Origin of the sequence: Leptobacterium meishanense, from assembly GCF_037645805.1 — a bacterium.
GTDB classification, from domain to species: domain Bacteria; phylum Bacteroidota; class Bacteroidia; order Flavobacteriales; family Flavobacteriaceae; genus Leptobacterium_A; species Leptobacterium_A meishanense.
The window spans coordinates 292,017-316,235 of sequence record NZ_JBBEXE010000001.1 but is presented as its reverse complement, the minus strand read 5'-3'; the positions used below and the strand labels follow the sequence as shown (position 1 = coordinate 316,235).

Sequence of the window (24,219 nt, the reverse complement as noted above, 5' to 3'; positions counted from 1 at the left end):
CTATTTTACATGCCAGGTAGACATTTTAACTTTCCAAGAATTGTCCGGTTGCTTTTTCCATACACCTATCCAAGTCCCTTTAACATTTGTTGTGTCTTGTGTTTCATTAAGGATAAAAAGTTCATCAAAGGTACTGTAAGAAACAATTTGATCATGGCTATAGATAACATTTGGCTCACTAAAAAACAGCACTTTAATAGTATATTTAACTTGGTTTTCTCCCCATTTTTTTATGAAGACATCTTTGCCAACATCAGCATTTCCTTCGGTATCAATGCGTACAATATCTTCTTCATAGTAATCTAAATAACGATCGTCAGATTTCGAATAGGCAGTGTAAAATTCACGAAATTGTTTTTTGAAAAGAGCAATCATTTCTTCTTCAGAAGGCTTAGGTTCTTCTTTTTTACAAGCGGTTAAGCAAATTATAAACAATAATGAAAGAATAAAAAATGACTTTTTCATAAATGAGTACTTTTGATTATGAGGTTAAATTACTGTGTTATATTGAGTTCCATTTTTATATTACTTCGTTTATAAGGTTCATTTTTTTCTAGCTTTACTTCTTCAAACCCATATTTTCGGTAAATATAAATAGCATTTTCCAATATGGTGTTTGAATAAAGAATGATTTTTTGCCATTGTTCTTTTTTAGCAAACAAAATAGCATGTTCCATTAATTTTTGTCCAACCTTCATACCTCTATAATTAGGTTTGACAGCCATTTTGCCTAATTCATATATACCCTTACTAATTTTCATGAAAGCATACGTTCCTACAATAACACCTTCAACTAGTGCAAAGAAAATGTATCCCCCTTGTTTAATGATGACTTCCTCACAAGCATCTAACAATGCTGCATCATGAGGCTCTACATGAAAATACGATTCTAGCCATTCAATATTTAAATCGCGGAATTCAGGAGCATATTCCGGACGAAAAGAAATTATTTGAACAGTCATTTTTTCTTGATAAAATCAGTAATTATATATGAAATAAGTTTTCCTACTTGGGTCATTTCAATAATATTCTCAGGATCAGGAGCTGCTTCACATACATGGAGATATTGTGCATTTTCATTTTTTGAGAAGGCATATACTATTTTCCGTACATCATTTGAACTGAAACCTGATGGCGTCATGGCACTACTGGGAACATTCTGTATCGCATCACAATCTACTTCTATACCAAAAGCTCTGTTACCGATAAATATGTTTACCTGATTAATTTCGGCAGCTATTTTTTTGGTTTGTTTTATCATTAATTCCTCAAAGGTATTATACTGAAGTTTTGCCTTCTGTTCTTTAAAAGTTTTGAAAATAGATTTTGGAGTATAATTTTCATGAAGCCCAAAAACAAAATAGTTGTTCAAAAAACCTTCATGGAATGCATATGAAAAACCATTTCCGCTATGCCTGCCCTCTTTTTTTCTAAAATCGGTATGCGCATCAACATTCACTGCATTTATTGGTTTATTAAGTGCCAATGAACATCCTTTAATAATTCCGTATGCATTATTATGTCCGCCACCTACTATTATTGGCTTTTTACCAGAACGTATTATTTTTTGAACTAAATAAACGATTTCTTCATCAATTTTTTCAGTAACGTTACGAGCCGTTTTTATAAAAGCTTTTGGTTCTTTTATTTCGGCTAGCATTTTCATTTCTTTTTCGAAATCTAAATGGCCTAACAAGAGTAGCTTGGATGCTTTGTTATAAGTATTTTGTTGTATGTTTAAAAGTGTTTTTAAAGTCGCTTCCCAGGCATGTCGTGCACCTGTATTTCCATGATTGGCAACAACACCAATATCTTCTGGAATACCAAACAAAACGTATTGTGCCTCCGACTTTAACAGTTGTGGTTCAACAGGTTCTTTATCGTTCAACAATACGATGCGTTCTCCAAATTTGGTTTCGCCTTTGCGGTGTTGGAGAAGGTTCTCGACACTTTTTTGTGTATATATTACTAACCTCTGATGCATTTTATATTTAAAATTGTAAATTTGAAAACTATTGAATATGTAAATCTAAAAAACTATTTCATACGTATATATCAATAGTGTGCTAAAAAGCCCACAAAAATTATTAACCAAAATAATAACATTATATGGATGAGCCTAAAAAAAATAACAGTCTAAAAGTCATTGCTATATTATTAGGGATATTATTTGTAGCAACTCTTGTATATACAGTAACTTTATACAATGACAAAAAAGAAACTGTCGCTAAGTTGACAGAAGAAAAAGACTTGGTAATAGAAGACTTGAATAACTTAAAAGCAGATTACGATCGCGCAATTGAAGAGAATGAAACTACCAATCAAGAACTATTAGAAGCAAGGGATCGGATTAATCAATATATAGACTCCGTAAAAGCTATGAAAGCCGATATATCCGCTTTATACAAATATAGAAGGCAAGTGAGGGTATTAGAGAAAGAACGTGCCTTCCTAATGGCACAGAATGATTCATTAAGAAAGTCCAACGCGTTATTAACCATGGAACGCGACAGTACGTTTGCGGCACTAGAACAACAAACGGTATTATCAGATTCATTAGTCATTCAGAATACGCAATTGGCAAAAGTGTTGGAGATAGGATCTGCATTAAACCTGTCTAAATTTTCAGTAGATGCAGTCCGTGAGCGGTCTAGTGGAAAATTAGTGTCTACCAATAGAGCAAAAAGGGCAGATAAAATAAAAATATGTTATACAGTTGCTGCCAATAGAATTGCAGATTCAGGAGACAAACAATTCTATATACAAGTACTTGACCCTTCGGGAAATATTCTTGGAGAGAATGGTATTGCGTCAAATGAAGAAGGTGCAAATGTCACTTATAGTAAAATATCTAATTTCTTCTATGAGAATAGCTCTTTGGATGTATGCGATTATGTTAGCAAACCGGCCAGTGGGTTTAGTAAAGGGGGATATGAAGTAAAAGTATATGATACTGATTTAAGGGAATTGGCCACTTCCCGTTTTATTTTTAACTAAAATAGAGCATCAATGATTTACATAAACACCTCGTAAGAGGTGTTTTTTATTGTATTTGTGTCCCATTAATGATGACCTGGTCTATTAAATTAGAACCAAAAGCGTAAGGCAACAGTGCATAGTTACTGATTTCTTTAGTAATAATAAGGTTTGCTTTCTTTCCTTTAGTGATTGAACCATGTGTTTCAGCAATGCCCATAGCGTAGGCACTGTTTAGTGTAGCCGCATTGATGGCTTCCTCGGGGGTCATTTTCATTTTGATGCATGCTGTGCTTACTACAAAATTCATGTTGCCACTTGGTGAAGAGCCCGGATTATAATCAGTAGCAAGCGCCAAAGGCAACCCTTCGTTTATAAGTTTTCTGGCTGGCGTGTATGGAATTCCAAGAAAATAAGAGCACCCCGGAAGTGCTACTGGCATGGTATTATGTTGCTTTAAGGCATCAACATCTTCATCGTTCATGATCTCTAAATGATCTACAGACAATGCATTATTTTTAACTGCAGCTGCAATTCCACCGATAGCTGTAAATTGATTTACGTGTACCTTTGCTGGTATACCATATTTTTTACCTGCCAAAATCATTCTTTCCATATCACTTACCGAAAAGTACCCTGTCTCACAAAAAACATCTATAAAATCCGCTAGCTTTTCTTTAGCAATTTTTGGGAGCATTTCATTGATAACAAGGTCAAGATACCCTTCTTTATCATTTTTAAAGTTTTCAGGAATGGCGTGAGCCCCTAGAAATGTTGCTTTGATAGTGATAGGATATGTTTCTTTGAGTTTTTTAATAACACGGAGCATTTTTAATTCTGCTTCTACAGTTAACCCATAGCCTGATTTGATTTCAACAGCACCTGTACCCAATTGCATAACTTCTTCTATTCGTTTCTTTGATTGCTCATATAGCTCCTCTTCACTTGTTTCTTGTAGTTTTTTCGCAGAGTTTAATATCCCACCTCCCTTTTGGGCAATTTCTTCATAACTTAGACCATGAATTCTATCCACAAATTCCTGTTCACGGCTTCCTACATACACAATATGGGTATGACTATCACACCAAGATGGTAAAACTATTTTTCCGGTACAATCAATCACTTTATGATTAGTTATGTCTGGCAAACTGTCCATAGTGCCATAATTTGTTATGATATCCTTCTCAATAAGCATGAATGCATTTTCTATGGTAGGGAGCACCTTCATGTTAACCCCAGATACTTTTAAGACATCCACATCTCTTATTTGAAGGAGTTGCTTAATATTTTTAAGAAGAATACCCATCGTTGTATATTTAAAATTAAAGATACATAAAAAGAAAAACCTGTAATGTTACTTCATTACAGGTTTTTATTATGAACAATATTTTTATTTAATATTCCCTATCATGTCTTCCGGTTTTACCCATTCGTCAAACTCTTCTGGAGTGACATACCCCAGATTGATAGCCTCTTCCCGGAGCGTTGTACCATTTTTATGCGCAGTATTTGCAATTTCAGCGGCTTTGTAATAACCTATTTTGGTGTTGAGCGCGGTAACTAACATCAAACTGTTATCTAACAAGTCTTTTATCCTAGAATGATTGGGTTGAATTCCTATTACACAATTTTTTTCAAAACTGGCACATGCGTCTCCTAACAATCGGGCAGAAGCCAATAGATTAGCGGCAATAACAGGCTTAAACACATTCAGTTCATAGTGTCCTTGTGTAGCACCGATGGCGATGGCTGTGTCATTTCCTATAACCTGTGCACATACCATAGTAAGTGCTTCACATTGTGTAGGGTTTACTTTCCCAGGCATAATGGAACTTCCTGGCTCATTTTCGGGCAGTAATAACTCCCCGATACCCGAACGTGGGCCTGAAGCCATCATACGTATGTCATTGGCAATCTTGTTTAGAGCAATAGCAAGTTGCTTTAATGCGCCGTGTGTTTCTACAAAAGCATCGTGTGCGGCAAGCGCTTCAAATTTATTTTCAGCCGTTTTAAATGGCAGTTTTGTGAAACTGGCAATATATTCGGCTACTCGCTTGGCATACCCTTTCGGGGTATTAAGCCCTGTGCCTACGGCAGTTCCTCCCAAAGCTAGCTCTGAAAGGTGTTCTAAGGTGTTGTTCAACGCAATTAATCCATGATCCAATTGTGATACATATCCGGAAAATTCTTGTCCTAATGTAAGTGGCGTGGCATCCATTAAGTGCGTCCGGCCTATTTTGACAACATTTTTAAATTCTTCCGATTTTTTCTTTAAGGATTCCCGCAGCTTTGTAATACCAGGAATGGTAACTTCAATAATCATTTTATAAGCGGCAATGTGCATGCCGGTAGGGAAGGTGTCATTGGATGATTGTGATTTATTTACATCGTCATTGGGTTGCAATGTTTTTTCTCCCTCTCCGATATTTTTTCCGGCGAGTTGGTGTGCCCTATTGGCAATAACTTCATTGACATTCATATTACTTTGTGTACCACTTCCGGTCTGCCATATGACTAAAGGGAACTGATCATCGTGTTTGCCTTCCAGAATTTCATCACATACTTTGGCAATATAATCCCTTTTTTCAATGGCTAACATCCCTAATTCACAGTTTGTATAAGCGGCCGCTTTTTTCAAATAAGCAAAACCATAAATAATTTCTATAGGCATGGAAGCGGGAGCACCTATTTTAAAATTATTCCGGGAACGTTCGGTTTGTGCACCCCATAATTTATCTACGGGAACTTTTACTTCTCCCATAGTATCTTTTTCGACCCTATATTCCATAAGTATTGAATTTTACCGATTGCAAATTTACTATTTTGTCAGGTATTTATAAGATAGATAGTATACCAAATATGGCACATGTGAATAAATAGTTGTAAAAAGAATAGAATGCTTATGAAAAATAGAATTTATGTGGTATTTTTGACAACGAATTCGAAAATTTCCGAAAATTATGTTTGAATTTGATCAATATTTAGGCTTCTTGGCTTTTTTGACCATCCTTACTATAGGCTTTTGGTTGATGATATTTTTATTAACATTTGCCGTACCATATTGGTTGGGAGGTTCTCTCATGGAGATGCTTAAAGAGAGAAGAGAAGCGAAACGGGCAGCCCGAAAAGAATAAAAAAAAGAAGCTTTTCAAAAGCTTCTTTTTTGTTTAACCAAACACATATTTATTAGTAGGCTATTGCTGCTTTTTCAACGATAACGTGTTCTGCCAAGTCTAAATCTTCGTCGTATTCTGCACCTGAACGGATAACTCCCTTTACTTTTATAACATTGCCAATCTTCACATTTTTAAGTTGATTATTGGTTTCTAACATAAAAGTTACAGATACGCCCATTTTATCTTCTTCTCTTTTCAAGAGAACAACCTTTTGTCCAAGCTGATCTTCATTTATAGAATAAACAGTACCTTTTATAATCAATACTTTAGATTCCCCTTCATTATCCAAATACAGTTCATTTGCCTTTTTACGATCATTCAAAAACTCTTGTACGAGCTCATAAGATTCTTTTTCGGCAAAAGCTTTAGTGGCTTGTACGTCCCTATGTGGCATGAAAAATAAATATGCTATGTAAGACAAGCCAATAACTGCAATAATGAGAATACCTATAATTATTTTTTTCTTCATCTGTGCTTCTTGTAATATAGGCTATTTTTTAGCAAGGTCTAATGCTACGGTAACTTCTACGGTCTTTGCAATATTGGTAGAAGGTTTTCCTTTTGTGAATACTACGTCGTAATCAGCCAATACCACATCAAACTTTGCATTTCCTTTGGCGGTATTTCCGGAAACTTCAATAGTCATCTGCTCTGAAACGTTCTTGGTAACTCCATGAATAGTAAGTTCTCCTTCCACATTGGCTATATAAGTACCGTTACTGGAAAAGTCAATATCGGGTAAATTTCTTATCAACCCTTTAAATTTTGCTTTTGGAAATTCTTTAGTGTCTAAAAATTTACCGGAATTAAAATGCTTTTGCATCAATGCTTTTTCAAACTCAAAACTTTGCATAGGCACTGAAAAAACAATGGCTCCTGTAGATGGTGTAACTTTAGAAATTACTTTGTAGTTGTTAGCTTCAATGTCCTCAACACTAGTATGTGAATAAAATTTAATATGTCCGGTTTCAGTAGAAAAACTTTCTTGGGCAAAGCCATAAAAAGCTATTAGCCCAAAAGATAAGGCAACTATTAATTTTTTCATTGTGGTTTTGATTTTTATGTTTTTATAAATATTTAGACGGATAAGTATTATAATACTTGCAGGCTATATGTTAATATTTCTATAATCTTTTACCCTCCAAAGTCATCATTGTCATCAAAATCCTGTTGCCTGTTTCTGCGCTGACTGTCACGTTTACTTTGGTTGAACCGGTATGTAAAGCTTGCTGTGAATAATCGTTTTCTGAATTGAAATTCACTTTCGGTCAGTAATGAAGGAGTGGTAGTTTCAGTAATTCGCTTTCTTGAATTAAAGACATCATTAAGATTTAAAGCAATGGTACCTTTGTCTTTTAAGACATCCCTGCTTAATCCAAGGCTTAATGAGAAAATACCTTTGCTATCATTTTGAGCTGTGATTCTTGGCCCTGAATAGAACATATTAATTTGTGCACTTGTCTTTTTATTTGCTGTGATCTGAGAATTCAATCGAGCAAACCAACTCGTGTTTTCAGCATCAAAAGAAATATTATTAAAGTCACCTCGGGTGATAGACCTGAAAAGATTGATATTTCCGTTGAGCCGTAGCCATTTAAAAGGGCTATATAATGTTGTTAGTTCAAAACCATACCGATCATTATCTGATAAATTGACAGGAAACCTCCTGACGATTTCATCACCATTATCTGTAAAATCACCAGTAGGCTCTACAATAAATTCAAATACCTGAGTGGTTTTTTGATAATAAACGGAACCGTTGAGTGTGAGCTTACTCCATCGCTTCAAATAACCAAAATCCAGGCTATTTGTATAAGTAGGGTCTAAGTCTGGATTCCCTTGAAACAAGTTGGTTTCACTGGAAAGAGAAGGAAAGGGGTTGATAAACCGGGAACGGGGTCGCCTTATCCGGCGATTAAACCCTAAAGTAAGATTTTCACTATCACTAATTTCGTACCCGAGATTTATGGTAGGGAAGAAATCAGTGTAATCTTTTTTGATTTTCTCTTGTATGGTACGTTGGTCGATATCAATATCAGATATTTCTACTCGTAACCCTAACAGATAAGAAAACTTTCCTTTTTTACTGCCAAATTGTGAGTAAATTGCATGGATATTTTCCTTGTATAATAGTGTATTGGAAAGGTTAGCATTGTTAATCAAAATACCGTTTTGAAGTGTATCAACTATATATTCGGTATTGAGTAATGTTAGATTACTTCTTGTTCCTAACTCAAACTGGGAGTTTTTCCCTATGGGCAATACATAATCAGATTGGATAAGAGTTACTTTTTCATCTTCAAAAGTGCGTACACGGTCTAAGTCATCAGGGATATTTGGCACTATGAATTCTTCTTCTGAGATAAAAGCATCTTCATTATCATTGTTGTTTTCATGTTGAAAATTAATAATGAGTTTATGGTCTTCTTTTTTAAAATCCTGTGTATAGTTAAAAGACCATTGCATAATTTCTCGTATTTCCTCTTCTTCCTGAAACCTTAGAGTTCGGCTGGTTGCTTGTCTGCTAGCATCAAACCTTTGAGAAATGTTGTCGGTTTCATTGTCACCATCAAAACGTCTGTAAAATAAAGAGGTACTTACAGAAGCTTTATCAGATATGAAAAACTCTATTCCTGTATTAGAATTAAAACTTCTTCGGAGCCGTTCAAAGTCCCTGTTCTCTGTTAAAAACCTATTTTGGGCATTTGGAGAAAGAAACTCTGTTTCATTGTTTGCCTCTCCCGGAATATTTCTATAGTTGTACCCTGTAGTGGTAAAAATATTAAACTTTTCTTTTCGGATATTAAGATTGAGAGAAACACCATGATTATCTGGAATTCCGGTAGTAAGCTGAACAGAACCATTTATTCCCTGTGCTTTCCCTTTTTTTAAGATGATGTTGATAATCCCTGCAGTACCTTCGGCATCATAACGGGCAGAAGGGGAGGTGATAACCTCTACTTTCTCAATAGATTCTGCCGGAAGCAGGCGTAATGCATCTGCAGAATTTGAATTCACAAATCCCGAAGGTTTCCCATCAATTAAAATCCGGACAGATTCATTTCCTCTTAGGCTGATATTGCCCTCTACATCAACAGTTACAGAAGGTACATTGTCCAATACATCGCTAATGGTACCTCCTTTTACAATGAGGTCTTTACCAACATTATATACTTTTTTATCTAGTTTGATCTCTACCTGTGTGCGTTCGGCGATTACATCTACTTCACTAAGGCTTTGAACATCTAATTTTAAAGAAAGAGTGCCCAAAGAGGTATCTTCTCGCAATTCCTTTTCTTTAATTTCCAGTGGTTGAAAAGAGATAAATTCTACACGAATGTTATAAACCCCAGGAAAAATTTCGATTTCAAAATTACCACTTTCATCGGTAATGCCACCTGTTTGTATATTAGGTCGGCGTGTATGTTGAAATATGATGGTTGCATATTCTAGTGGTTGTGAGGTTTCCTGGTCAATAACACTTCCAGTTATTTTTATTTTCTGCATGTTGAGGCGTTGCATGTTAGGTCTTTGTGCAGTCGTCACATGTATTGCTATAACTGATACTATAACAACACGTAAAAGATGCTTAATCATAAATGTTAGCTATGGTTATTTATATAAGACCGCTAAGCTAAACTATGGTTTAATGCAGTATAGTTAAAGATCTGTTAAATAAAAACCCTATAGAATTTCATTTATTTTTTCAGGAGGCCTTCCAATGATTGCCTTGTTTCCATTGATTACGACAGGCCTTTCAATAAGCTTGGGGTACTGAGTCATTGCCTGAATAATTGCATTGTCATCTAATGTTTTCCCTTTGTATTTTTCTTTCCAGATAGCTTCACTTTTACGCAATAACCCTTCAGGTTTTATTCCAAGCAAACCAAGTATTTGTTTTAACTCGTTTTCTGATGGAGGGCTATCTAAATAAAGAACTGTTTCGAAAGGCTTACCGGAGGCTTTTAGTATTGCTAATCCTTCTCTTGATTTTCTACAGCGAGGGTTATGGTATATTTTGATCATTTTCATCTTTTTTATTCATTTTCTTCTTGTTGCCCCATCATCATAAGGTATGCTTTTAAAAATTCATCGATACTACCATTCATCACGGCATCTACATCAGCAGTTTCATAGCCTGTGCGTACATCTTTCACTAACTTATAGGGGTGCATCACATAATTCCGGATTTGCGAACCCCATTCAATCTTCATTTTCCCCGCTTCAATCTCGGCACGCTTGGCCTGCCGTTTTTTTAGCTCGATTTCATACAATTGGGATTTTAACAATTGCATAGCCTTTGTTTTGTTGTCTAGCTGGGAACGTGTTTCTGAGTTTTCAATGACAATACCTGTTGGATGGTGACGTAAACGCACTGCAGTTTCTACTTTATTAACATTTTGTCCACCGGCACCACTGGCACGCATAGTTTCAAATGTAATATCTGCGGGGTTGATATCAACCTCAATACTATCATCCGCAAGAGGATATACATATACAGAAGCAAAAGAAGTATGGCGTTTTGCGTTGCTGTCGAAAGGAGAGATCCGTACCAAGCGATGCACACCGTTTTCGCCTTTTAAATACCCAAAAGCATATTCACCATCTATTTCTAAAGTAACGGTTTTTATCCCTGCAATATCCCCATCTTGAAAATTGAGTTCTTTGACTTTGTATTTTTGTTTCTCGCACCACATCATATACATGCGCATCAGCATCGCAGCCCAATCACAACTTTCAGTTCCCCCGGCACCTGCAGTAATTTGGAGTACGGCACTCATGCTGTCACCTTCATCAGAAAGCATGTTTCTAAACTCAATAGCTTCTATGTGAGAAAGTGTTTTTTGGTAGTGGTCTTCAACCTCATCATCAGTGGCATCTCCTTCTTTGTGGAATTCATAAAGCACTTCTAGGTCACCAACCAGTGTTTTTGCAGCTTCGTAATCTTCTACCCACTTTTTTTTACTTCGGATAGCCTGCATGATGACTTCCGCTTCTTTCGGGTTGTTCCAAAAATCAGGGTTGAGTGTTTTTTCCTCTTCATTTGTTATTTCAATGCGTTTAACATCAATGTCAAAGATACCTCCTTAACGCTCCGAGGCGTTCGACAAGATCCTTTATTTGATCTGTTGTAACCATTCAATCAATAATTTTGAAAACAAAAATACTATTTACCAAAGCGTGGCAAAACTATTTTCTATAAATTTATGCTTTTTTAAAAACAATGCCATTTATGAAACGATTAGCAACATTCACAATCATGGTTTTATCCTTAATGGTAAACGGTCAGTTTTTGGCAGATAAGGATACTGAGCAATATGAAGGATTTTTCAATTTCTACTATGAAGAGAGTCAAGATAAAATATACTTGGAAGTTACAGAAGTTGACCAAGAATTTTTATATGTGTATTCATTAAGCGAAGGGATTGGCAGCAATGACATAGGTCTTGACCGTGGCCAACTGGGAAATGAACAGATAGTGAAATTTCAAAAAGCAGGGAATAAACTTTTGTTGGTTCAACCGAATTTAAAATACCGAGCTATTACGGAAAATGAATTGGAAAAACAATCAGTGGCACAAGCATTTGCAAAATCGGTACTTTATGGGTTCAACATTGAGGAAGAAAAAAATGGAAGATATCTTATCGATATTACGGAGTTTTTAATGCAAGATGCACATGGTGTGGCTAATAGGTTACAACAAGCCGGACAAGGTTCATACAGTATGGATAAAAACAGGAGTGCCCTTTCTTTAGACCGTACAAGAGCATTCCCCAAAAATGTAGAGTTTGAAGCATTGTTGACATTTAAAGGGAACCCTAAAGGCGGATATATCCAGTCGGTAACACCCAACGCGAAATATGTATCTGTTGTTGAACACCATTCGTTCATTGAGTTACCAGACAACCAATACAAGCCGAGAAGATATGACCCAAGAAGTGGCTCTTTTATGTTTTCATATTATGATTACGCTACTCCTGTAGACCAACCTATAAAGAAGCAATTTATTACACGGCACCGATTACAAAAAAAAGACCCGACAGCCTCTATAAGTGAACCGGTAGAACCTATTGTGTATTATTTGGACAATGGAACCCCGGAGCCCATCCGTTCTGCATTGCTTGAGGGAGCACGTTGGTGGAACCAAGCATTTGAGGCTATAGGTTATAAAAATGCCTTTCAAGTAAAAATATTACCTGATGATGCTGATCCGTTAGACGTTCGTTACAATGTAATTCAATGGGTCCACCGTTCGACCCGGGGTTGGAGCTACGGAGCGAGCATTACAGATCCTAGAACCGGAGAGATTATAAAAGGACATGTAAGCTTAGGAAGTTTACGGATACGACAAGATTTTTTAATAGCCCAGGCGTTAATGAACAGACCTTTCAAAGATGATGACAATAATACCAAGGCGATGTTAGAATTTGCTTTGGCTAGAATACGTCAACTATCGGCGCATGAGATTGGTCATACGTTAGGCTTTGCCCATAATTTTGCAGCCAGTACCAATGGGAGAGCTTCTGTAATGGACTACCCTCACCCAAAACTTTCTGTAAATGAAGGTGCAATAGACTTTAGCAATGCATATGATGTGAACATTGGAGAGTGGGATAAAGTAGCTGTAGCATATGCTTACCAATCATTTTCTCCAGAACGAAATGAACAGGAAGCACTAAATAAGATATTAACTGCTGCACGAGATGAAGGACTTCGTTATATCTCCGATAGTGATGCCCGCCCTCAGGGAGGCGCACATGCTTTTGCACATCTATGGGACAATGGCAATAATTCTATTGATGAATTAAAAAATATATTAAAAATTAGAAAAACAGCCATTAATAATTTCTCGATAGATAACATAAGGAGTAATGAACCTTATTCTGTGTTAGAAGATGTATTTGTACCGCTATATTTTTTCCATCGCTATCAAACAGAAGCGGTTGTAAAGGTTATTGGCGGATTGGATTATAATTATGCTGTTAAAGATGATGGCCAGTTAACAGTGAAACAGGTGGATAGAAAAACACAAGAAGCCGCCTTAGGAACATTAATAAACACTTTAGATCCTGAAGTATTGGCCATTCCGGAGGAAAAATTAAAGTTATTCCCTCCGAGAGCTAATGGCTATTACCGTTCTAGGGAGTCTTTTAAAGGGAATGCAGGTGTTGCTTTTGATCCGCTCGCAGCTGCCGAAACGGCAAGCAATATGACATTATCGTTGCTGTTACACCCCGAAAGGGCAGAACGAATGGTACAACAAAAAGCACTTGATGAAAAGCAACTTGGGTTATCAGAGATGTTAAATGAGCTTTTAAAAAACACAATAAAAACAAAATCGAAAAAAGGGTATTTAAAAGCAGTTCAACTAGCCATAAATTATCAAGTAATAAAAAACATTATGCAATTAGGGGCGAATGAAAAAAGTACCCCCCAAGTAAAGGCAGTTGTCCATTTTGAAATGATGAAGTTAAAAACCTGGTTAGCGTCACAGTCGATAACTCCTGACATGTTATGGATGGGTAAAGAAGTAGAGCATTTTTTAGGGAATCCAAGTGGTTATAAAACTTCACCTTCTCCAAAAATCCCTGATGGTTCACCCATAGGTATGGATTGTTATAACTAGAACAGGATGAAAATAAACCTTATAAGCGATACCGTAACAAAACCCACTCCCGAAATGCTTGAAGCCATGATGGCCGCCAAGGTAGGTGATGATGTTTTTAAAGAAGATGAAACCGTGAACATCCTTGAGGAAAAGGTAGCAGACATGTTTGGTATGGAAGCTGCTTTGTTCTTTCCTAGTGGCACTATGGCAAATCAAACAGCCATAAAATTACACACACAACCCGGAGAACAACTTATTTGTGATCAATATGCACATGTATATAATTATGAAGGAGGGGGTGTTAGTTTTAATAGTGGAGTTTCTTGTAAGTTAATAACCGGGAATAGAGGTATGATGACAGCAGCACAGGTAGCAAGTGCGATCAATCCGCCTGATTTTTACCATAGCCCGCTAACATCGTTGGTATGCATAGAAAACACTACCAATAAAGGAGGAGGAGCTTGTTGGGATTTTTCCGAGTTGGTAAAGATCCGTGAGGTGTGTGATTCAAATAACTTATCATACCATTTGGATGGGGCACGTTTATGGAATGCCCTGGTAGCAAAAAAAGAAACCCCTAAACAGTATGGAAAACTCTTTGATACCATATCGGTTTGTTTATCAAAAGGGTTGGGGTGTCCGGTAGGATCGGTATTGGTAGGTTCCAAAGAACAAATGAATAAAGCTTTGCGCATCAGGAAGGTTTTTGGAGGTGGAATGCGCCAGGCAGGTTATTTAGCTGCAGCGGGCAGCTATGCATTAGACCATCATATGTCTCGGCTAGCGGAAGATCATAAAAAAGCAAAAGAGATAGAAGAAGTCTTGAAAAAATTACCGTATATAAAAAATGTAGCACCTGTAGAAACAAATATTGTCATTTTTACTTTGAATGATCACATTGACGAAGCAAACTTCATAGATATTTTAAATAAAGAATCCGTTCGGATTATTGGAATGGGGCAAGGAAAATTGCGTATAGTGACCCATTTAGACTATTCCGACGATCAGCACCATCGGTTTTTATCAATTATAAAAGGTATTGAGGTATAAAAGCACCCATATGATTGAGTGCTTTTACGATTTTTTATTTTTAATATTCCGCAATTAAGTCAAATCACTAATAGAAGCTTCTGGGGCATTGGTTTTTACAGATTCAATACCATTTTCCATTCCGGATTCCGAAGCATACATTTGGCTACTCCCGATAACTTGTCCATTACTCGCTTTCAGGTTAAAATGAAACTTTCCATTGGCCCCCGTCTTACGTTCAAACTTACTGTCATCTTTACAGTTTTTTTGAATAGACTCTATACCGTTTTGAGCACTGCTTTTGTCTGAATATCCTTGGCTTGCAAGGATAATTTGCCCATTTTTTGCTTTCAAGTTGAAGTAATACTTCTTGTTTTTTTCACTTTGGAATAATTCGAACATATCTATAAGGTTTGAAAATTTATATTGCTTAAAGTTAAAAAAAACAGTTATAAAAATAAAACTCTTTTTATTTAAATAGATCCATTCCGGGAATATTGGGCATACCCTCTTTAGCAACAGCACTCAGTTCTGCCTCTTGGATACCGGAAGCTTTTTTTATGGCATTATTTAGGGTTAAGATTAAATAATCTTCTAATTGTTCCGGATCGTCCAACAGAGAAGGAGCAATAGTTATATTTTTAATTTCTCTATTGGCGGTTATAGTTACTTTTATTAATTGTTGAGGAGATTCTTCCACTACAGTTACTGAATCCAGACGCGCTTTGGTGGCTGCTATTTTTTCCTGGGTTTCTTTGAGCTTTCCCATCATATTTTTGAAATCTCCGAACATAACAATGAAAACATTTACATTAATGGTGTAAAATTACTAAATTCGGAGCTTATATAGCTCAAAAATGGATACTATGAAAAAACTACCTGTTATCATTATTTTATCGATTACTTTTGCAACTTCCTGTAAAAAAGAAAATCAAAATAAAATGGGACATTATACCCCACCAACTGCAGAAAAAAATCCAACTAAATTAGAAAAACATGGCGACATCAGAATTGACAACTATTTTTGGATGAACCAACGTGATAATCCGGAAGTGATAGATTATTTGGAGCGCGAAAATGATTACAATGATAAAATGACCGCACACACCAAAGACTTCCAAAAACAGTTGTTTGAAGAAATGAAATCAAGGATCAAAGAAGATGACGAATCCGTTCCTTATAAATATAATGGCTATTGGTATATCACTCGCTATGAAGAAGGTAAAGATTACCCGGTATATACCCGTAAGAAAGAATCAATGGATGCCCCGGAAGAAATCCTTTTTGACGGCAATGAAATGGCAGAAGGACATTCTTTTTTTAATTTAAGAGGCATTAATATAAGTCCTGATAATAAATTGGCGGCTTTTGGGGTTGATACCATAGGTAGAAGGATATACACTATACAGATCAAAAATCTGGAAACAGGAGAAATTTTTCCGGAGAAGATTGTTAATACCACTGGAACCAGTACATGGGCTAATGACAACAAAACACTTTTCTATATCGGAAAAGATCCACAAACATTACGGTCTGAAAAAATATTTAAGCATGTTTTAGGCACGACTAACTCGGAAGATATGCTTGTATTTCATGAAGCAGATGAAACCTTTTCTACGTATGTATACAAAACTAAATCACAAAAACATTTAGTAATTGGTTCTTTCAGTACGCTTACTTCAGAATATCAAATAGCAGATGCAAATACCCCTGATAAAGGGTTTCGTGTTTTTCAACCAAGGATTCGTGGGCTTGAATATGGAATAGCACATTATGAAAATCATTTTTATGTGCTAACCAATGCAGATGGAGCAACCAATTTCAAACTAATGAAAACCCCAGAGAGTAAAACAACAAAAGAAAATTGGAAAGAATTAATACCACATAGAGAGGATGTCCTATTGGAAGATATAGATGTTTTTAAAGATTTTTTAGTTATTAGCGAACGTACTAATGGTTTGAATAAGATACGGATCAAGCGATGGGACAATAAAGCAGATTATTATTTGCCTTTTGATAATGAGACTTATACAGCATATACAACCACAAACCTTGAATTTGATACAGAAACACTTCGCTATAACTACAATTCACTTACAACACCTCTATCTACCATTGATTTTAATATGGTAACTAAAGAACAAGAAGTAAAAAAAGAACAAGAAGTATTAGGAGGAAAGTTTAATAAAGAGAATTATGCGTCAGAACGTGTATGGGCTACTGCAGCAGATGGTACTAAAATACCGATATCACTTGTGTATAAAAAGGGTGTTAAGAAAGATGGTTCAAGCCCTTTGCTTCAATATGGTTACGGCTCTTATGGAGCAACGATAGACCCTTATTTTTCTACTACTCGTTTGAGCTTGTTAGATCGAGGTTTCATATATGCTATTGCCCATATAAGAGGAGGGGAATACCTAGGAAGACCATGGTATGAAGATGGTAAATTACGCACTAAGAAAAACACCTTTACAGATTTTATAGATTGCTCAAAATTTTTAATAGAAGAAAAATACACCTCCCCTGAACACTTATATGCAATGGGAGGTTCTGCAGGAGGATTACTTATGGGAGCTGTTGTGAATATGGCTCCGGAATTATATCATGGAGTAATTGCAGCAGTCCCTTTTGTAGATGTTATTACCACAATGTTGGACGAGTCTATACCTCTAACAACGAGCGAATATGATGAATGGGGGAACCCAAATGAAAAAGAATATTATGAGTATATAAAAACATATTCCCCTTATGACAACGTGAAGAAACAAGAGTACCCAAATATGTTGGTTACTGCGGGATACCATGACTCTCAGGTGCAATATTGGGAGCCGGCGAAATGGGTAGCAAAATTAAGAGAAATGAAAACAGATGATAATATGTTGCTTCTTCATACCAATATGGATGCTGGTCATGGTGGGGCTTCCGGAAGATTTGAAGCTATAAAGGAAGTAGCAGAAAACTATGCCTTCATTTTAGATTTGGAAGGTATTACTGAATAATAAAAAAATAGTTAAATTTGCAGGGTTTTGATGTTATCAAGACTATAAGTGTAGTATATTGAAGCTAACTCTATGGAACAAAAAATAAAAGCTTATAATAATATTTTAGAACTTATAGGTAACACTCCTCTTATAAAGTTAAATAAAACCACAAATGAAATTCCTGGCAATTTTTATGCAAAGGTAGAAGCATTCAACCCAGGACACTCTACCAAAGACAGAATAGCGCTATACATTATAGAAGAAGCCGAACGTAGGGGTATTCTTAAGCCGGGGGACACTATTATAGAAACAACCTCTGGAAATACTGGTTTTAGCATAGCAATGGTCAGCATTATAAAAGGTTATGAATGTGTGCTAGCGGTAAGTTCTAAATCATCAAAGGATAAGATCGATATGCTACGCTCTATGGGGGCTAAAGTATATGTATGCCCGGCACATGTAAGTGCAGATGATTCACGCTCTTATTATCAGGTTGCCAAGAGGCTTCATGAAGAAACAAAAGGATCAATATATATCAATCAATATTTTAACGAATTAAATATTGATGCACATTATAATACTACAGGCCCTGAGCTATGGAGCCAAACCAATGGAGAAATAACCCATTTGGTAGCATGTAGCGGTACAGGGGGCACTATTTCAGGAACAGCCCGTTTTTTAAAAGAACAAAACTCTAATATTCGTATCCTTGGCGTAGATGCATTTGGATCTGTATTAAAAAAATATCACGAGACCAATGAGTTTGATTCAGAAGAGATATATCCATATAGGATAGAAGGCTTGGGCAAAAATTTAATCCCCTCAGCTACTGATTTTGACATCATTGATAAATTTACTAAGGTAAGTGATGAAGATAGTGCACACATGGCCCGTGAAATATCAAAAACAGAAGGGTTATTTGTAGGATATACAAGCGGTGCTGCCATGCAAGCAGTAAAACAATTGGCAGAAGAGGGCGAATTTAACGAAGAAAGTAATGTTGTTGTTATATTCCCAGACCATGGATCTAGGTACATGAGTAAAATATACTGTGATAAGTGGATGAATGAACAAGGGTTTTATGACAGTATGCGGAATGAAACTGCTCAACGAATAGAATATATTCGATAGATAAATAAAATTCAGATAAAAAAAGGAAGTATTTACTTCCTTTTTTTGTTTCCATACAAATTTTGTTCAATAGATTTAATAAATTAGTGTTTTCATTCTGTAATTTAAATAATACTAATTTTTTTATTTGAATATGGGGTATATACAAGTTAATAAAATTGAAAAACCAACTCCAGAAGAATTTAAAGAAAGATTTATTAAGAACCCTAAACCAGTTATAATAAAAGATTTTGCAGCTGATTGGGAGGCTGTAAACAAATGGACTTTTGACTATTTTAAAGATAAATACGGAGATTGGGACGTTCCTTTGTATGATGATACATACCACAGAGCAGGAAAAGGTTACATGAAACCGATTATGCACAGGAAATTTTCAGAATACCTGGAAATTATTCAAAAAGAGCCGACTAATCTACGTTTTCATAACTTTCAAGTGATGCAACGGGCTCCGGAGCTGGCAAATGATTATAAAAAACCCGATTTAATGAAAGGCTTTATGAAATTTGCGCTTATGTTTTTTGGGGGAGAAGGGTCTAAGCTTAATTTACATTATGATATAGACTGTTCACATGTTTTTTTGACTCATTTCCAAACGGAAAAAAAAGTGTATTTGTTCCCTCCGTCCGAAAGTACATATTTGTACCACCTTCCATATACAAACCATGCACATTTGGATGTTTTAAACCCGGATTGGAAAAAATATCCGGCATTTAAATATGCTAGAGGGTATGAAGCTACAATAAATCATGGTGAGACTCTATTTATCCCCAAATTGTGGTGGCATTATGTATATTATTCAAAAGGAGGGTATTCGCTTGCTCTGAGAGCAAATGATAGCCTAAACACGAAAATAAGAGGGGCATATAACCTTGTTCGTTTATTCACTATTGATAACACCATAAACTTTCTACTGAAAGATACATGGAAACAATGGAAATATTCAATAGCCCAACAAAGGGCAAACCAAGTGATAAAAACAATAAAAACATGAAAAATATTGTCATAACAGGAGTTTCTTCCGGAATAGGACATGCTGCGGCTATTAAATTTTTAGATGAAGGAAACCGTGTATTTGGGAGTGTCAGAAATGAAAAAGATGTTAAAAAGTTAGTTGCTGATTATGATGAAAAATTTATCCCTCTCATATTTGATGTTACTGATGAGGTTGCTATTCAAGAGGCGGTAAAAAAGGTAGAAAGCTACTTGGAAGATGGCGAAAGCATTTATTGTTTAATCAACAATGCAGGATATTCTGTTAGTGGCCCCATAGCTTATATTCCTATCGATAAGTTGACAAAACAATTTGACGTAAATGTAAATGGACTTGTCCGTGTTACACAAGCTTTTTTACCTATGTTAGGCTTTAATAACTCAAGAAAGAAAGGAAAAATCATAAATATAAGCTCTGCATCAGGTAAGATAACGCGCCCTTTTATGACCCCTTATTCAGCTTCAAAACATGCTGTGGAAGCAATTTCTGACGGGCTTCGGAGAGAGCTTATGGAATACGGGATTGATGTCATTGTAGTAGAGCCCGGGCCCATTCAATCAAAAATATGGAAGAAAGCAAGAAGCATAGATATAACCTATGAAAATACGCCGTATCATAAAATCTATGCAAACATAGATAAAGCAGTAGATGAAATGGAAGGAATGGCTATTCCCGCAGAACGTTTAGCTGACTTGTTGTACAAGATAGCAAATCGTCCTAAAAATAGGACACGTTATTTGATTACTCCTAAAAAAACAGCTTTTTGGCTGGCAATACATATTCTTCCCGACCGTTACCTTGATAAGATGTTTGCAAAGCAGTTGAATAAACTTAAAGAGGATTAATTTATCATAGAAAAAGTAACAATCAAATTGTTTTATTATGATAGCATGTTAAAAATAATTATTTTTGCGATTCGTTTAAATTCAACGATTTTTTAATAAACGTATCCACACTTCATGAAAGACTTATTCGATAGAATTATAGCTAACAAAGGACCTTTAGGAAAATGGGCTTCACAAGCAGAAGGATATTTTGTATTTCCAAAACTAGAAGGCCCTATATCCAATAAGATGAAGTTTAATGGTAAAGAGGTCATCACTTGGAGCATTAATGACTACTTAGGATTAGCAAACCACCCGGAAGTTCTAAAAATAGACGCAGAGGCTGCGGCTGAACATGGCTGTGCATATCCAATGGGAGCACGTATGATGAGCGGACATACAGGTGTTCATGAACAACTTCAAAATGAATTGGCAGAATTTGTTGGTAAGGAAGCAGCATACCTCTTAAATTTTGGATACCAAGGAATTATGTCTGCCATTGATGCTTTGGTAACCAAAGATGATATTATTGTGTATGATGTGGATTCCCATGCGTGTATTATTGATGGAGTACGTTTACATATGGGAAAGCGGTTTACTTTTAAACACAATGATATTGAAAGTTTAGAAAAAAACCTTGAGCGAGCTACCAAAATGGCAGAACAGACCGGAGGGGGTATTTTAGTTATCTCCGAAGGTGTTTTTGGAATGCGTGGAGAACAAGGTAAGCTTAAAGAGATTGTAGCGCTTAAAAAGAAATATAACTTTCGTTTAATGGTGGATGATGCACATGGTTTTGGAACTTTAGGAAAAACCGGTGCAGGAGCGGGTGAGGAACAGGGTGTACAAGCTGATATAGATGTATATTTTGCCACATTTGCCAAATCGATGGCCAGTATAGGTGCATTTTTAGCCGGAGATAAAGAAGTGATAGACTATTTAAAATACAATCTCCGTTCTCAAATGTTTGCTAAATCGCTTCCGATGGTATTCGTGAAAGGGGCATTAAAACGGTTGGATATGTTACGAAGCATGCCAGAACTTAAAAACAAACTTTGGGAAAATGTAAATGCCCTTCAGAATGGGCTTAAAGAACGAGGCTTTGATATTGGTAGCACTTCTAGTTGTGTTACACCGGTTTATTTAAATGGAAGCATTCCTGAAGCAATGGCATTAGTAAAAGATTTACGTGAAAACCATGGGATATTTTGTTCTATCGTTGTTTATCCAGTTATTCCTAAGGGATTGATCTTATTACGTATGATTCCTACGGCAACACATACCATAGAGGATATAAATGAAACTCTGGATGCTTTCTCTGCAATTAGAGAGCGGTTAGAAAATGGAACCTACAGAAGATTATCTGCAGCGATAGCTGAGCAGTAGCTTATAGTTCTTTTGTGAAGGTTTTCCAGCGTTTTACAAGCACCGGGTCAAAATGCTTCCATAGCGATTGAACAGCCTTGTTTTCTTCTAGTTCGGGATTAGTCTCGGCATATTTGACACCTTTTTCTTTGAGTTTTTTCAATGCCTCTTCAAAAATTATAGAAGGGATCCCTTTGTTTTGATATTCAGGCGCAATACCTATCAGATAAAAATTCACAGTATCGTTCTTCTTCATGGCTTTCATCAATTGCAAAAAGCCAAAGGGGAAGAGTTTTCCGTTGGCTTTTTGCAAGGCTTTTGCAAAAGAGGGCATCATAATAGCAAAAGCGATTAATTCATTATTTGCATCCGTAATCAAAATTACATAATCAGGATGTAAAAATTTGATATATTTTTCTTTGTAATAAGGAATATCTTCTTGTGGAATAGGAACAAAAGATTGGAGTACTTTATAGGAGCGGTTCATTAAATCAAACATTGCTTCTGTATAAGGTAAAAGCCGTTTAATACTCTTAAAACGCAATACATTCAATTGGTAACGCTGTTTAATAAGAGATGCCATTTTAATGACTTTATCAGACAATTTGTCCGGTGTATCGAAATGATATTCTACCCAATGTGCGCCGTCATTAAAATCTAATTTCTTTAAATGTTCAGGATAGTATGCATGATTATAAAAAGTAGTCATGTTGCTAATTTTATCAAATCCATGTATAAGCATTCCTGCTTTATCCATATTAGAGAAACCTACAGGTCCTTCGGCATATTCCAGTTGGTGTACCTTGCCTATTTCATAGACTTTACTCATAAGCGCCTTTGTGACTTCAATATCATCAATCATATCCAACCAACCAAAACGGACTTTCTTCTTTTGCTGTTCGTTTACCTCTTTCCAATTAATAATTACAGCAATCCGCCCTACTATTTTATTTTGCTTTTTAGCTAAAAAAAAGCGGGCAGTAGCATTATTAAATGCCGGGTTTTTGGTTTTGTCAAAGGTATCGAGTTCTTGCTTGATGATTGGAGGAACCCAATACGGATTATTTTTATATAATTTAAAAGGAAATTTGATGAATGTTTTTATCTCTTTTTTACTTACAGCTTCAAATACATCAACCATAGTCTGATCTGGAAATTATTAATTATCTATAATGAAAGGGTCTTTATTTTTCTTTTTACGCTTTTTCTTATCTTTTCTAAGGTTGGAATCATCTATAATGATCAATTCATCTTTATGATAATCTAACCGAAACGAAACACCAATAGCCCCAAATAGCCTGGAAGGAGTATCTTTTACATTAAAACCTACGAGTGCATCTACCTGAAGGTTTTTGTTAATAAGATGAGCTGCCCCTCCTCGAAATATGACATCGGCATAATCATCACTGTTAACTCCTTGATTTTCGATAAAGATAGACCATTTTGGATTATTTAAGGCATGGGTTAACGTAATGATATAGCTCAATATAGGGTCATCTTCTGTAAACCGGTCATAAATGATGTTACTCACCAATACCCAATTCCCAGGAAAATGATTTTGTAACAACACTGCAACTTTCGGGCTAATGGAAGTGTCTTCGGGCACAAAAGGATTGTCTGCAAAAAACAAGTTAGCGCCTGCATAGACTGATATGGAAGGGATAAGGTCGCGCCATTGGAACTTGTTATTGGCCCGCCAACTATAAAGATTGGGTTTTCGCTCTTTCTTATATGGGTCATACACAAGGTACTTGGCCCCAATAGTGTGCATTAAAAAGTCATTATTATTAAACTGCAAGGGAGGGTTGAAACCATTAAAAGTAAATTCTTGAAAAATATAGGTGCCTTCCCAGAGGACCTCTAATTCTTCAAATAAAAATCCATAGCGGATAGCAAAACTAAGTCCTAAATCGTTGGTTTCTGTGAGTAACCCTGAATGTTCTTGTTTTTCATACAAAATCCCAAACTCTCCTTGAAGAACATTTTTACCGACAGCAAAAGCTCCATCGGATGATCCCGGTCGGTTTGAGTTAATAACATCTGTGTATTGCGCATGGCTATGAAGGCCTGCTAATAAAAACAGAAATATCAATAAATATGGTGTTTGTTTCATGGTATAGGTTTTAAATCAAATATA

The 24,219-nt window shown here is 35.9% G+C and carries 23 protein-coding genes; 9 read left to right on the top strand and 14 right to left on the bottom strand.

Annotated features, from left to right (window positions below):
• The 3 genes from WBG21_RS01475 to WBG21_RS01465 are packed head-to-tail and all read right to left on the bottom strand — an operon-like array spanning window position 1 to window position 1,984.
• Complete coding sequence (locus tag WBG21_RS01475; protein WP_340074063.1) at window positions 1-465, bottom strand: YybH family protein; 465 nt, start codon at window positions 463-465, stop codon at window positions 1-3.
• Window positions 466-494: 29 nt separating this feature from the next.
• Complete coding sequence (locus WBG21_RS01470; RefSeq protein ID WP_340074062.1) at window positions 495-962, bottom strand: GNAT family N-acetyltransferase; 468 nt, start codon at window positions 960-962, stop codon at window positions 495-497.
• A complete protein-coding gene (locus WBG21_RS01465; RefSeq protein WP_340074060.1) occupies window positions 959-1,984 on the bottom strand; it encodes a formimidoylglutamase in 1,026 nt (341 codons plus the stop codon). Before WBG21_RS01465 ends, WBG21_RS01470 begins: the two co-directional genes overlap by 4 nt.
• A gap of 125 nt (window positions 1,985-2,109) precedes the next feature.
• Between WBG21_RS01465 and WBG21_RS01460 the strand changes: the two genes are divergently transcribed.
• Window positions 2,110-2,997, top strand: a complete 888-nt coding sequence (locus tag WBG21_RS01460; protein WP_340074058.1) for a hypothetical protein — start codon at window positions 2,110-2,112, stop codon at window positions 2,995-2,997.
• Window positions 2,998-3,043: 46 nt separating this feature from the next.
• Here the strand turns inward: WBG21_RS01460 and hutI are convergent, their stop codons facing one another.
• Window positions 3,044-4,282 (bottom strand): imidazolonepropionase, encoded by a 1,239-nt coding sequence (hutI, locus tag WBG21_RS01455; protein ID WP_340074056.1) that lies wholly within the window; start codon window positions 4,280-4,282, stop codon window positions 3,044-3,046.
• A gap of 84 nt (window positions 4,283-4,366) precedes the next feature.
• Window positions 4,367-5,764 (bottom strand): class II fumarate hydratase, encoded by a 1,398-nt coding sequence (gene fumC / locus WBG21_RS01450; protein WP_340074054.1) that lies wholly within the window; start codon window positions 5,762-5,764, stop codon window positions 4,367-4,369.
• Between the two features lie 172 nt (window positions 5,765-5,936).
• Here fumC and WBG21_RS01445 point away from each other — a divergent pair, with 172 nt between their 5' ends.
• Complete coding sequence (locus WBG21_RS01445; RefSeq protein ID WP_340074052.1) at window positions 5,937-6,110, top strand: hypothetical protein; 174 nt, start codon at window positions 5,937-5,939, stop codon at window positions 6,108-6,110.
• A gap of 52 nt (window positions 6,111-6,162) precedes the next feature.
• Here the strand turns inward: WBG21_RS01445 and WBG21_RS01440 are convergent, their stop codons facing one another.
• The 5 genes from WBG21_RS01440 to prfB all read right to left on the bottom strand — a co-directional run bounded on the left by WBG21_RS01440 (window position 6,163) and on the right by prfB (window position 11,291).
• Window positions 6,163-6,621, bottom strand: a complete 459-nt coding sequence (locus tag WBG21_RS01440) for an OB-fold protein (RefSeq protein ID WP_340074050.1) — start codon at window positions 6,619-6,621, stop codon at window positions 6,163-6,165.
• 21 nt (window positions 6,622-6,642) lie between these two features.
• Entirely contained in the window at window positions 6,643-7,197 is a 555-nt protein-coding gene (locus WBG21_RS01435) for a YceI family protein (RefSeq protein WP_340074048.1), read from the bottom strand.
• A gap of 89 nt (window positions 7,198-7,286) precedes the next feature.
• Window positions 7,287-9,749 carry a TonB-dependent receptor gene (locus WBG21_RS01430; RefSeq protein ID WP_340074047.1) on the bottom strand — a complete coding sequence of 821 codons (2,463 nt, stop codon included), beginning with the start codon at window positions 9,747-9,749 and terminating at the stop codon, window positions 7,287-7,289.
• Between the two features lie 87 nt (window positions 9,750-9,836).
• Window positions 9,837-10,178: an arsenate reductase (glutaredoxin) gene (arsC, locus tag WBG21_RS01425; RefSeq protein ID WP_340074045.1), complete on the bottom strand. Its 342-nt coding sequence runs from the start codon at window positions 10,176-10,178 to the stop codon at window positions 9,837-9,839.
• Between the two features lie 11 nt (window positions 10,179-10,189).
• Window positions 10,190-11,291, bottom strand: a protein-coding gene (gene prfB, locus WBG21_RS01420; protein WP_340074043.1) for a peptide chain release factor 2 whose coding sequence is annotated in 2 segments (ribosomal slippage) — window positions 10,190-11,227 and window positions 11,229-11,291 — 1,101 coding nt in all. Because the reading frame shifts where the segments join, the coding sequence is not laid out codon by codon here.
• A gap of 94 nt (window positions 11,292-11,385) precedes the next feature.
• On the opposite strand from prfB, the gene WBG21_RS01415 reads away from it, so the two are divergent.
• Window positions 11,386-13,779: a zinc-dependent metalloprotease gene (locus tag WBG21_RS01415; RefSeq protein WP_340074041.1), complete on the top strand. Its 2,394-nt coding sequence runs from the start codon at window positions 11,386-11,388 to the stop codon at window positions 13,777-13,779.
• A gap of 6 nt (window positions 13,780-13,785) precedes the next feature.
• Window positions 13,786-14,811, top strand: coding sequence for a threonine aldolase family protein (locus tag WBG21_RS01410; protein ID WP_340074039.1), 1,026 nt, complete (start codon window positions 13,786-13,788; stop codon window positions 14,809-14,811).
• 54 nt (window positions 14,812-14,865) lie between these two features.
• Here the strand turns inward: WBG21_RS01410 and WBG21_RS01405 are convergent, their stop codons facing one another.
• Complete coding sequence (locus WBG21_RS01405; RefSeq protein WP_340074037.1) at window positions 14,866-15,192, bottom strand: YegP family protein; 327 nt, start codon at window positions 15,190-15,192, stop codon at window positions 14,866-14,868.
• 67 nt (window positions 15,193-15,259) lie between these two features.
• Entirely contained in the window at window positions 15,260-15,583 is a 324-nt protein-coding gene (locus tag WBG21_RS01400) for a YbaB/EbfC family nucleoid-associated protein (protein ID WP_340074035.1), read from the bottom strand.
• A 73-nt stretch (window positions 15,584-15,656) separates the two neighbouring features.
• Between WBG21_RS01400 and WBG21_RS01395 the strand changes: the two genes are divergently transcribed.
• From WBG21_RS01395 to WBG21_RS01375, 5 genes are all read left to right on the top strand, one after another.
• A complete protein-coding gene (locus WBG21_RS01395) occupies window positions 15,657-17,789 on the top strand; it encodes a S9 family peptidase (RefSeq protein ID WP_340074033.1) in 2,133 nt (710 codons plus the stop codon).
• A 72-nt stretch (window positions 17,790-17,861) separates the two neighbouring features.
• Window positions 17,862-18,902: a PLP-dependent cysteine synthase family protein gene (locus WBG21_RS01390; protein ID WP_340074031.1), complete on the top strand. Its 1,041-nt coding sequence runs from the start codon at window positions 17,862-17,864 to the stop codon at window positions 18,900-18,902.
• A gap of 133 nt (window positions 18,903-19,035) precedes the next feature.
• Window positions 19,036-19,893: a cupin-like domain-containing protein gene (locus WBG21_RS01385; RefSeq protein ID WP_340074029.1), complete on the top strand. Its 858-nt coding sequence runs from the start codon at window positions 19,036-19,038 to the stop codon at window positions 19,891-19,893.
• The gene (locus WBG21_RS01380; RefSeq protein ID WP_340074027.1) at window positions 19,890-20,738 is read left to right on the top strand and encodes an SDR family oxidoreductase; all 849 of its coding nucleotides are present in this window, start codon (window positions 19,890-19,892) and stop codon (window positions 20,736-20,738) included. The genes WBG21_RS01385 and WBG21_RS01380 overlap by 4 nt, the downstream gene beginning before the upstream one ends.
• Window positions 20,739-20,852: 114 nt before the next feature.
• Window positions 20,853-22,103, top strand: a complete 1,251-nt coding sequence (locus WBG21_RS01375; RefSeq protein ID WP_340074025.1) for an aminotransferase class I/II-fold pyridoxal phosphate-dependent enzyme — start codon at window positions 20,853-20,855, stop codon at window positions 22,101-22,103.
• 1 nt (window position 22,104) lies between these two features.
• Here WBG21_RS01375 and WBG21_RS01370 read toward each other — a convergent pair whose 3' ends face one another.
• Complete coding sequence (locus WBG21_RS01370) at window positions 22,105-23,223, bottom strand: GNAT family N-acetyltransferase (protein ID WP_340074023.1); 1,119 nt, start codon at window positions 23,221-23,223, stop codon at window positions 22,105-22,107.
• An 18-nt stretch (window positions 23,224-23,241) separates the two neighbouring features.
• Window positions 23,242-24,195 (bottom strand): transporter, encoded by a 954-nt coding sequence (locus WBG21_RS01365; protein WP_340074021.1) that lies wholly within the window; start codon window positions 24,193-24,195, stop codon window positions 23,242-23,244.
• Window positions 24,196-24,219 lie beyond the last annotated feature (24 nt).

Coding starts and splice junctions, on each gene's coding strand:
- WBG21_RS01475 (WP_340074063.1), bottom strand. CDS start 465: ATGAAAAAGTCATTTTTTATTCTTTCATTATTGTTTATAATTTGCTTA.
- WBG21_RS01470 (WP_340074062.1), bottom strand. CDS start 962: ATGACTGTTCAAATAATTTCTTTTCGTCCGGAATATGCTCCTGAATTC.
- WBG21_RS01465 (WP_340074060.1), bottom strand. CDS start 1,984: ATGCATCAGAGGTTAGTAATATATACACAAAAAAGTGTCGAGAACCTT.
- WBG21_RS01460 (WP_340074058.1), top strand. CDS start 2,110: ATGGATGAGCCTAAAAAAAATAACAGTCTAAAAGTCATTGCTATATTA.
- hutI (WP_340074056.1), bottom strand. CDS start 4,282: ATGGGTATTCTTCTTAAAAATATTAAGCAACTCCTTCAAATAAGAGAT.
- fumC (WP_340074054.1), bottom strand. CDS start 5,764: ATGGAATATAGGGTCGAAAAAGATACTATGGGAGAAGTAAAAGTTCCC.
- WBG21_RS01445 (WP_340074052.1), top strand. CDS start 5,937: ATGTTTGAATTTGATCAATATTTAGGCTTCTTGGCTTTTTTGACCATC.
- WBG21_RS01440 (WP_340074050.1), bottom strand. CDS start 6,621: ATGAAGAAAAAAATAATTATAGGTATTCTCATTATTGCAGTTATTGGC.
- WBG21_RS01435 (WP_340074048.1), bottom strand. CDS start 7,197: ATGAAAAAATTAATAGTTGCCTTATCTTTTGGGCTAATAGCTTTTTAT.
- WBG21_RS01430 (WP_340074047.1), bottom strand. CDS start 9,749: ATGATTAAGCATCTTTTACGTGTTGTTATAGTATCAGTTATAGCAATA.
- arsC (WP_340074045.1), bottom strand. CDS start 10,178: ATGATCAAAATATACCATAACCCTCGCTGTAGAAAATCAAGAGAAGGA.
- WBG21_RS01415 (WP_340074041.1), top strand. CDS start 11,386: ATGAAACGATTAGCAACATTCACAATCATGGTTTTATCCTTAATGGTA.
- WBG21_RS01410 (WP_340074039.1), top strand. CDS start 13,786: ATGAAAATAAACCTTATAAGCGATACCGTAACAAAACCCACTCCCGAA.
- WBG21_RS01405 (WP_340074037.1), bottom strand. CDS start 15,192: ATGTTCGAATTATTCCAAAGTGAAAAAAACAAGAAGTATTACTTCAAC.
- WBG21_RS01400 (WP_340074035.1), bottom strand. CDS start 15,583: ATGTTCGGAGATTTCAAAAATATGATGGGAAAGCTCAAAGAAACCCAG.
- WBG21_RS01395 (WP_340074033.1), top strand. CDS start 15,657: ATGAAAAAACTACCTGTTATCATTATTTTATCGATTACTTTTGCAACT.
- WBG21_RS01390 (WP_340074031.1), top strand. CDS start 17,862: ATGGAACAAAAAATAAAAGCTTATAATAATATTTTAGAACTTATAGGT.
- WBG21_RS01385 (WP_340074029.1), top strand. CDS start 19,036: ATGGGGTATATACAAGTTAATAAAATTGAAAAACCAACTCCAGAAGAA.
- WBG21_RS01380 (WP_340074027.1), top strand. CDS start 19,890: ATGAAAAATATTGTCATAACAGGAGTTTCTTCCGGAATAGGACATGCT.
- WBG21_RS01375 (WP_340074025.1), top strand. CDS start 20,853: ATGAAAGACTTATTCGATAGAATTATAGCTAACAAAGGACCTTTAGGA.
- WBG21_RS01370 (WP_340074023.1), bottom strand. CDS start 23,223: ATGGTTGATGTATTTGAAGCTGTAAGTAAAAAAGAGATAAAAACATTC.
- WBG21_RS01365 (WP_340074021.1), bottom strand. CDS start 24,195: ATGAAACAAACACCATATTTATTGATATTTCTGTTTTTATTAGCAGGC.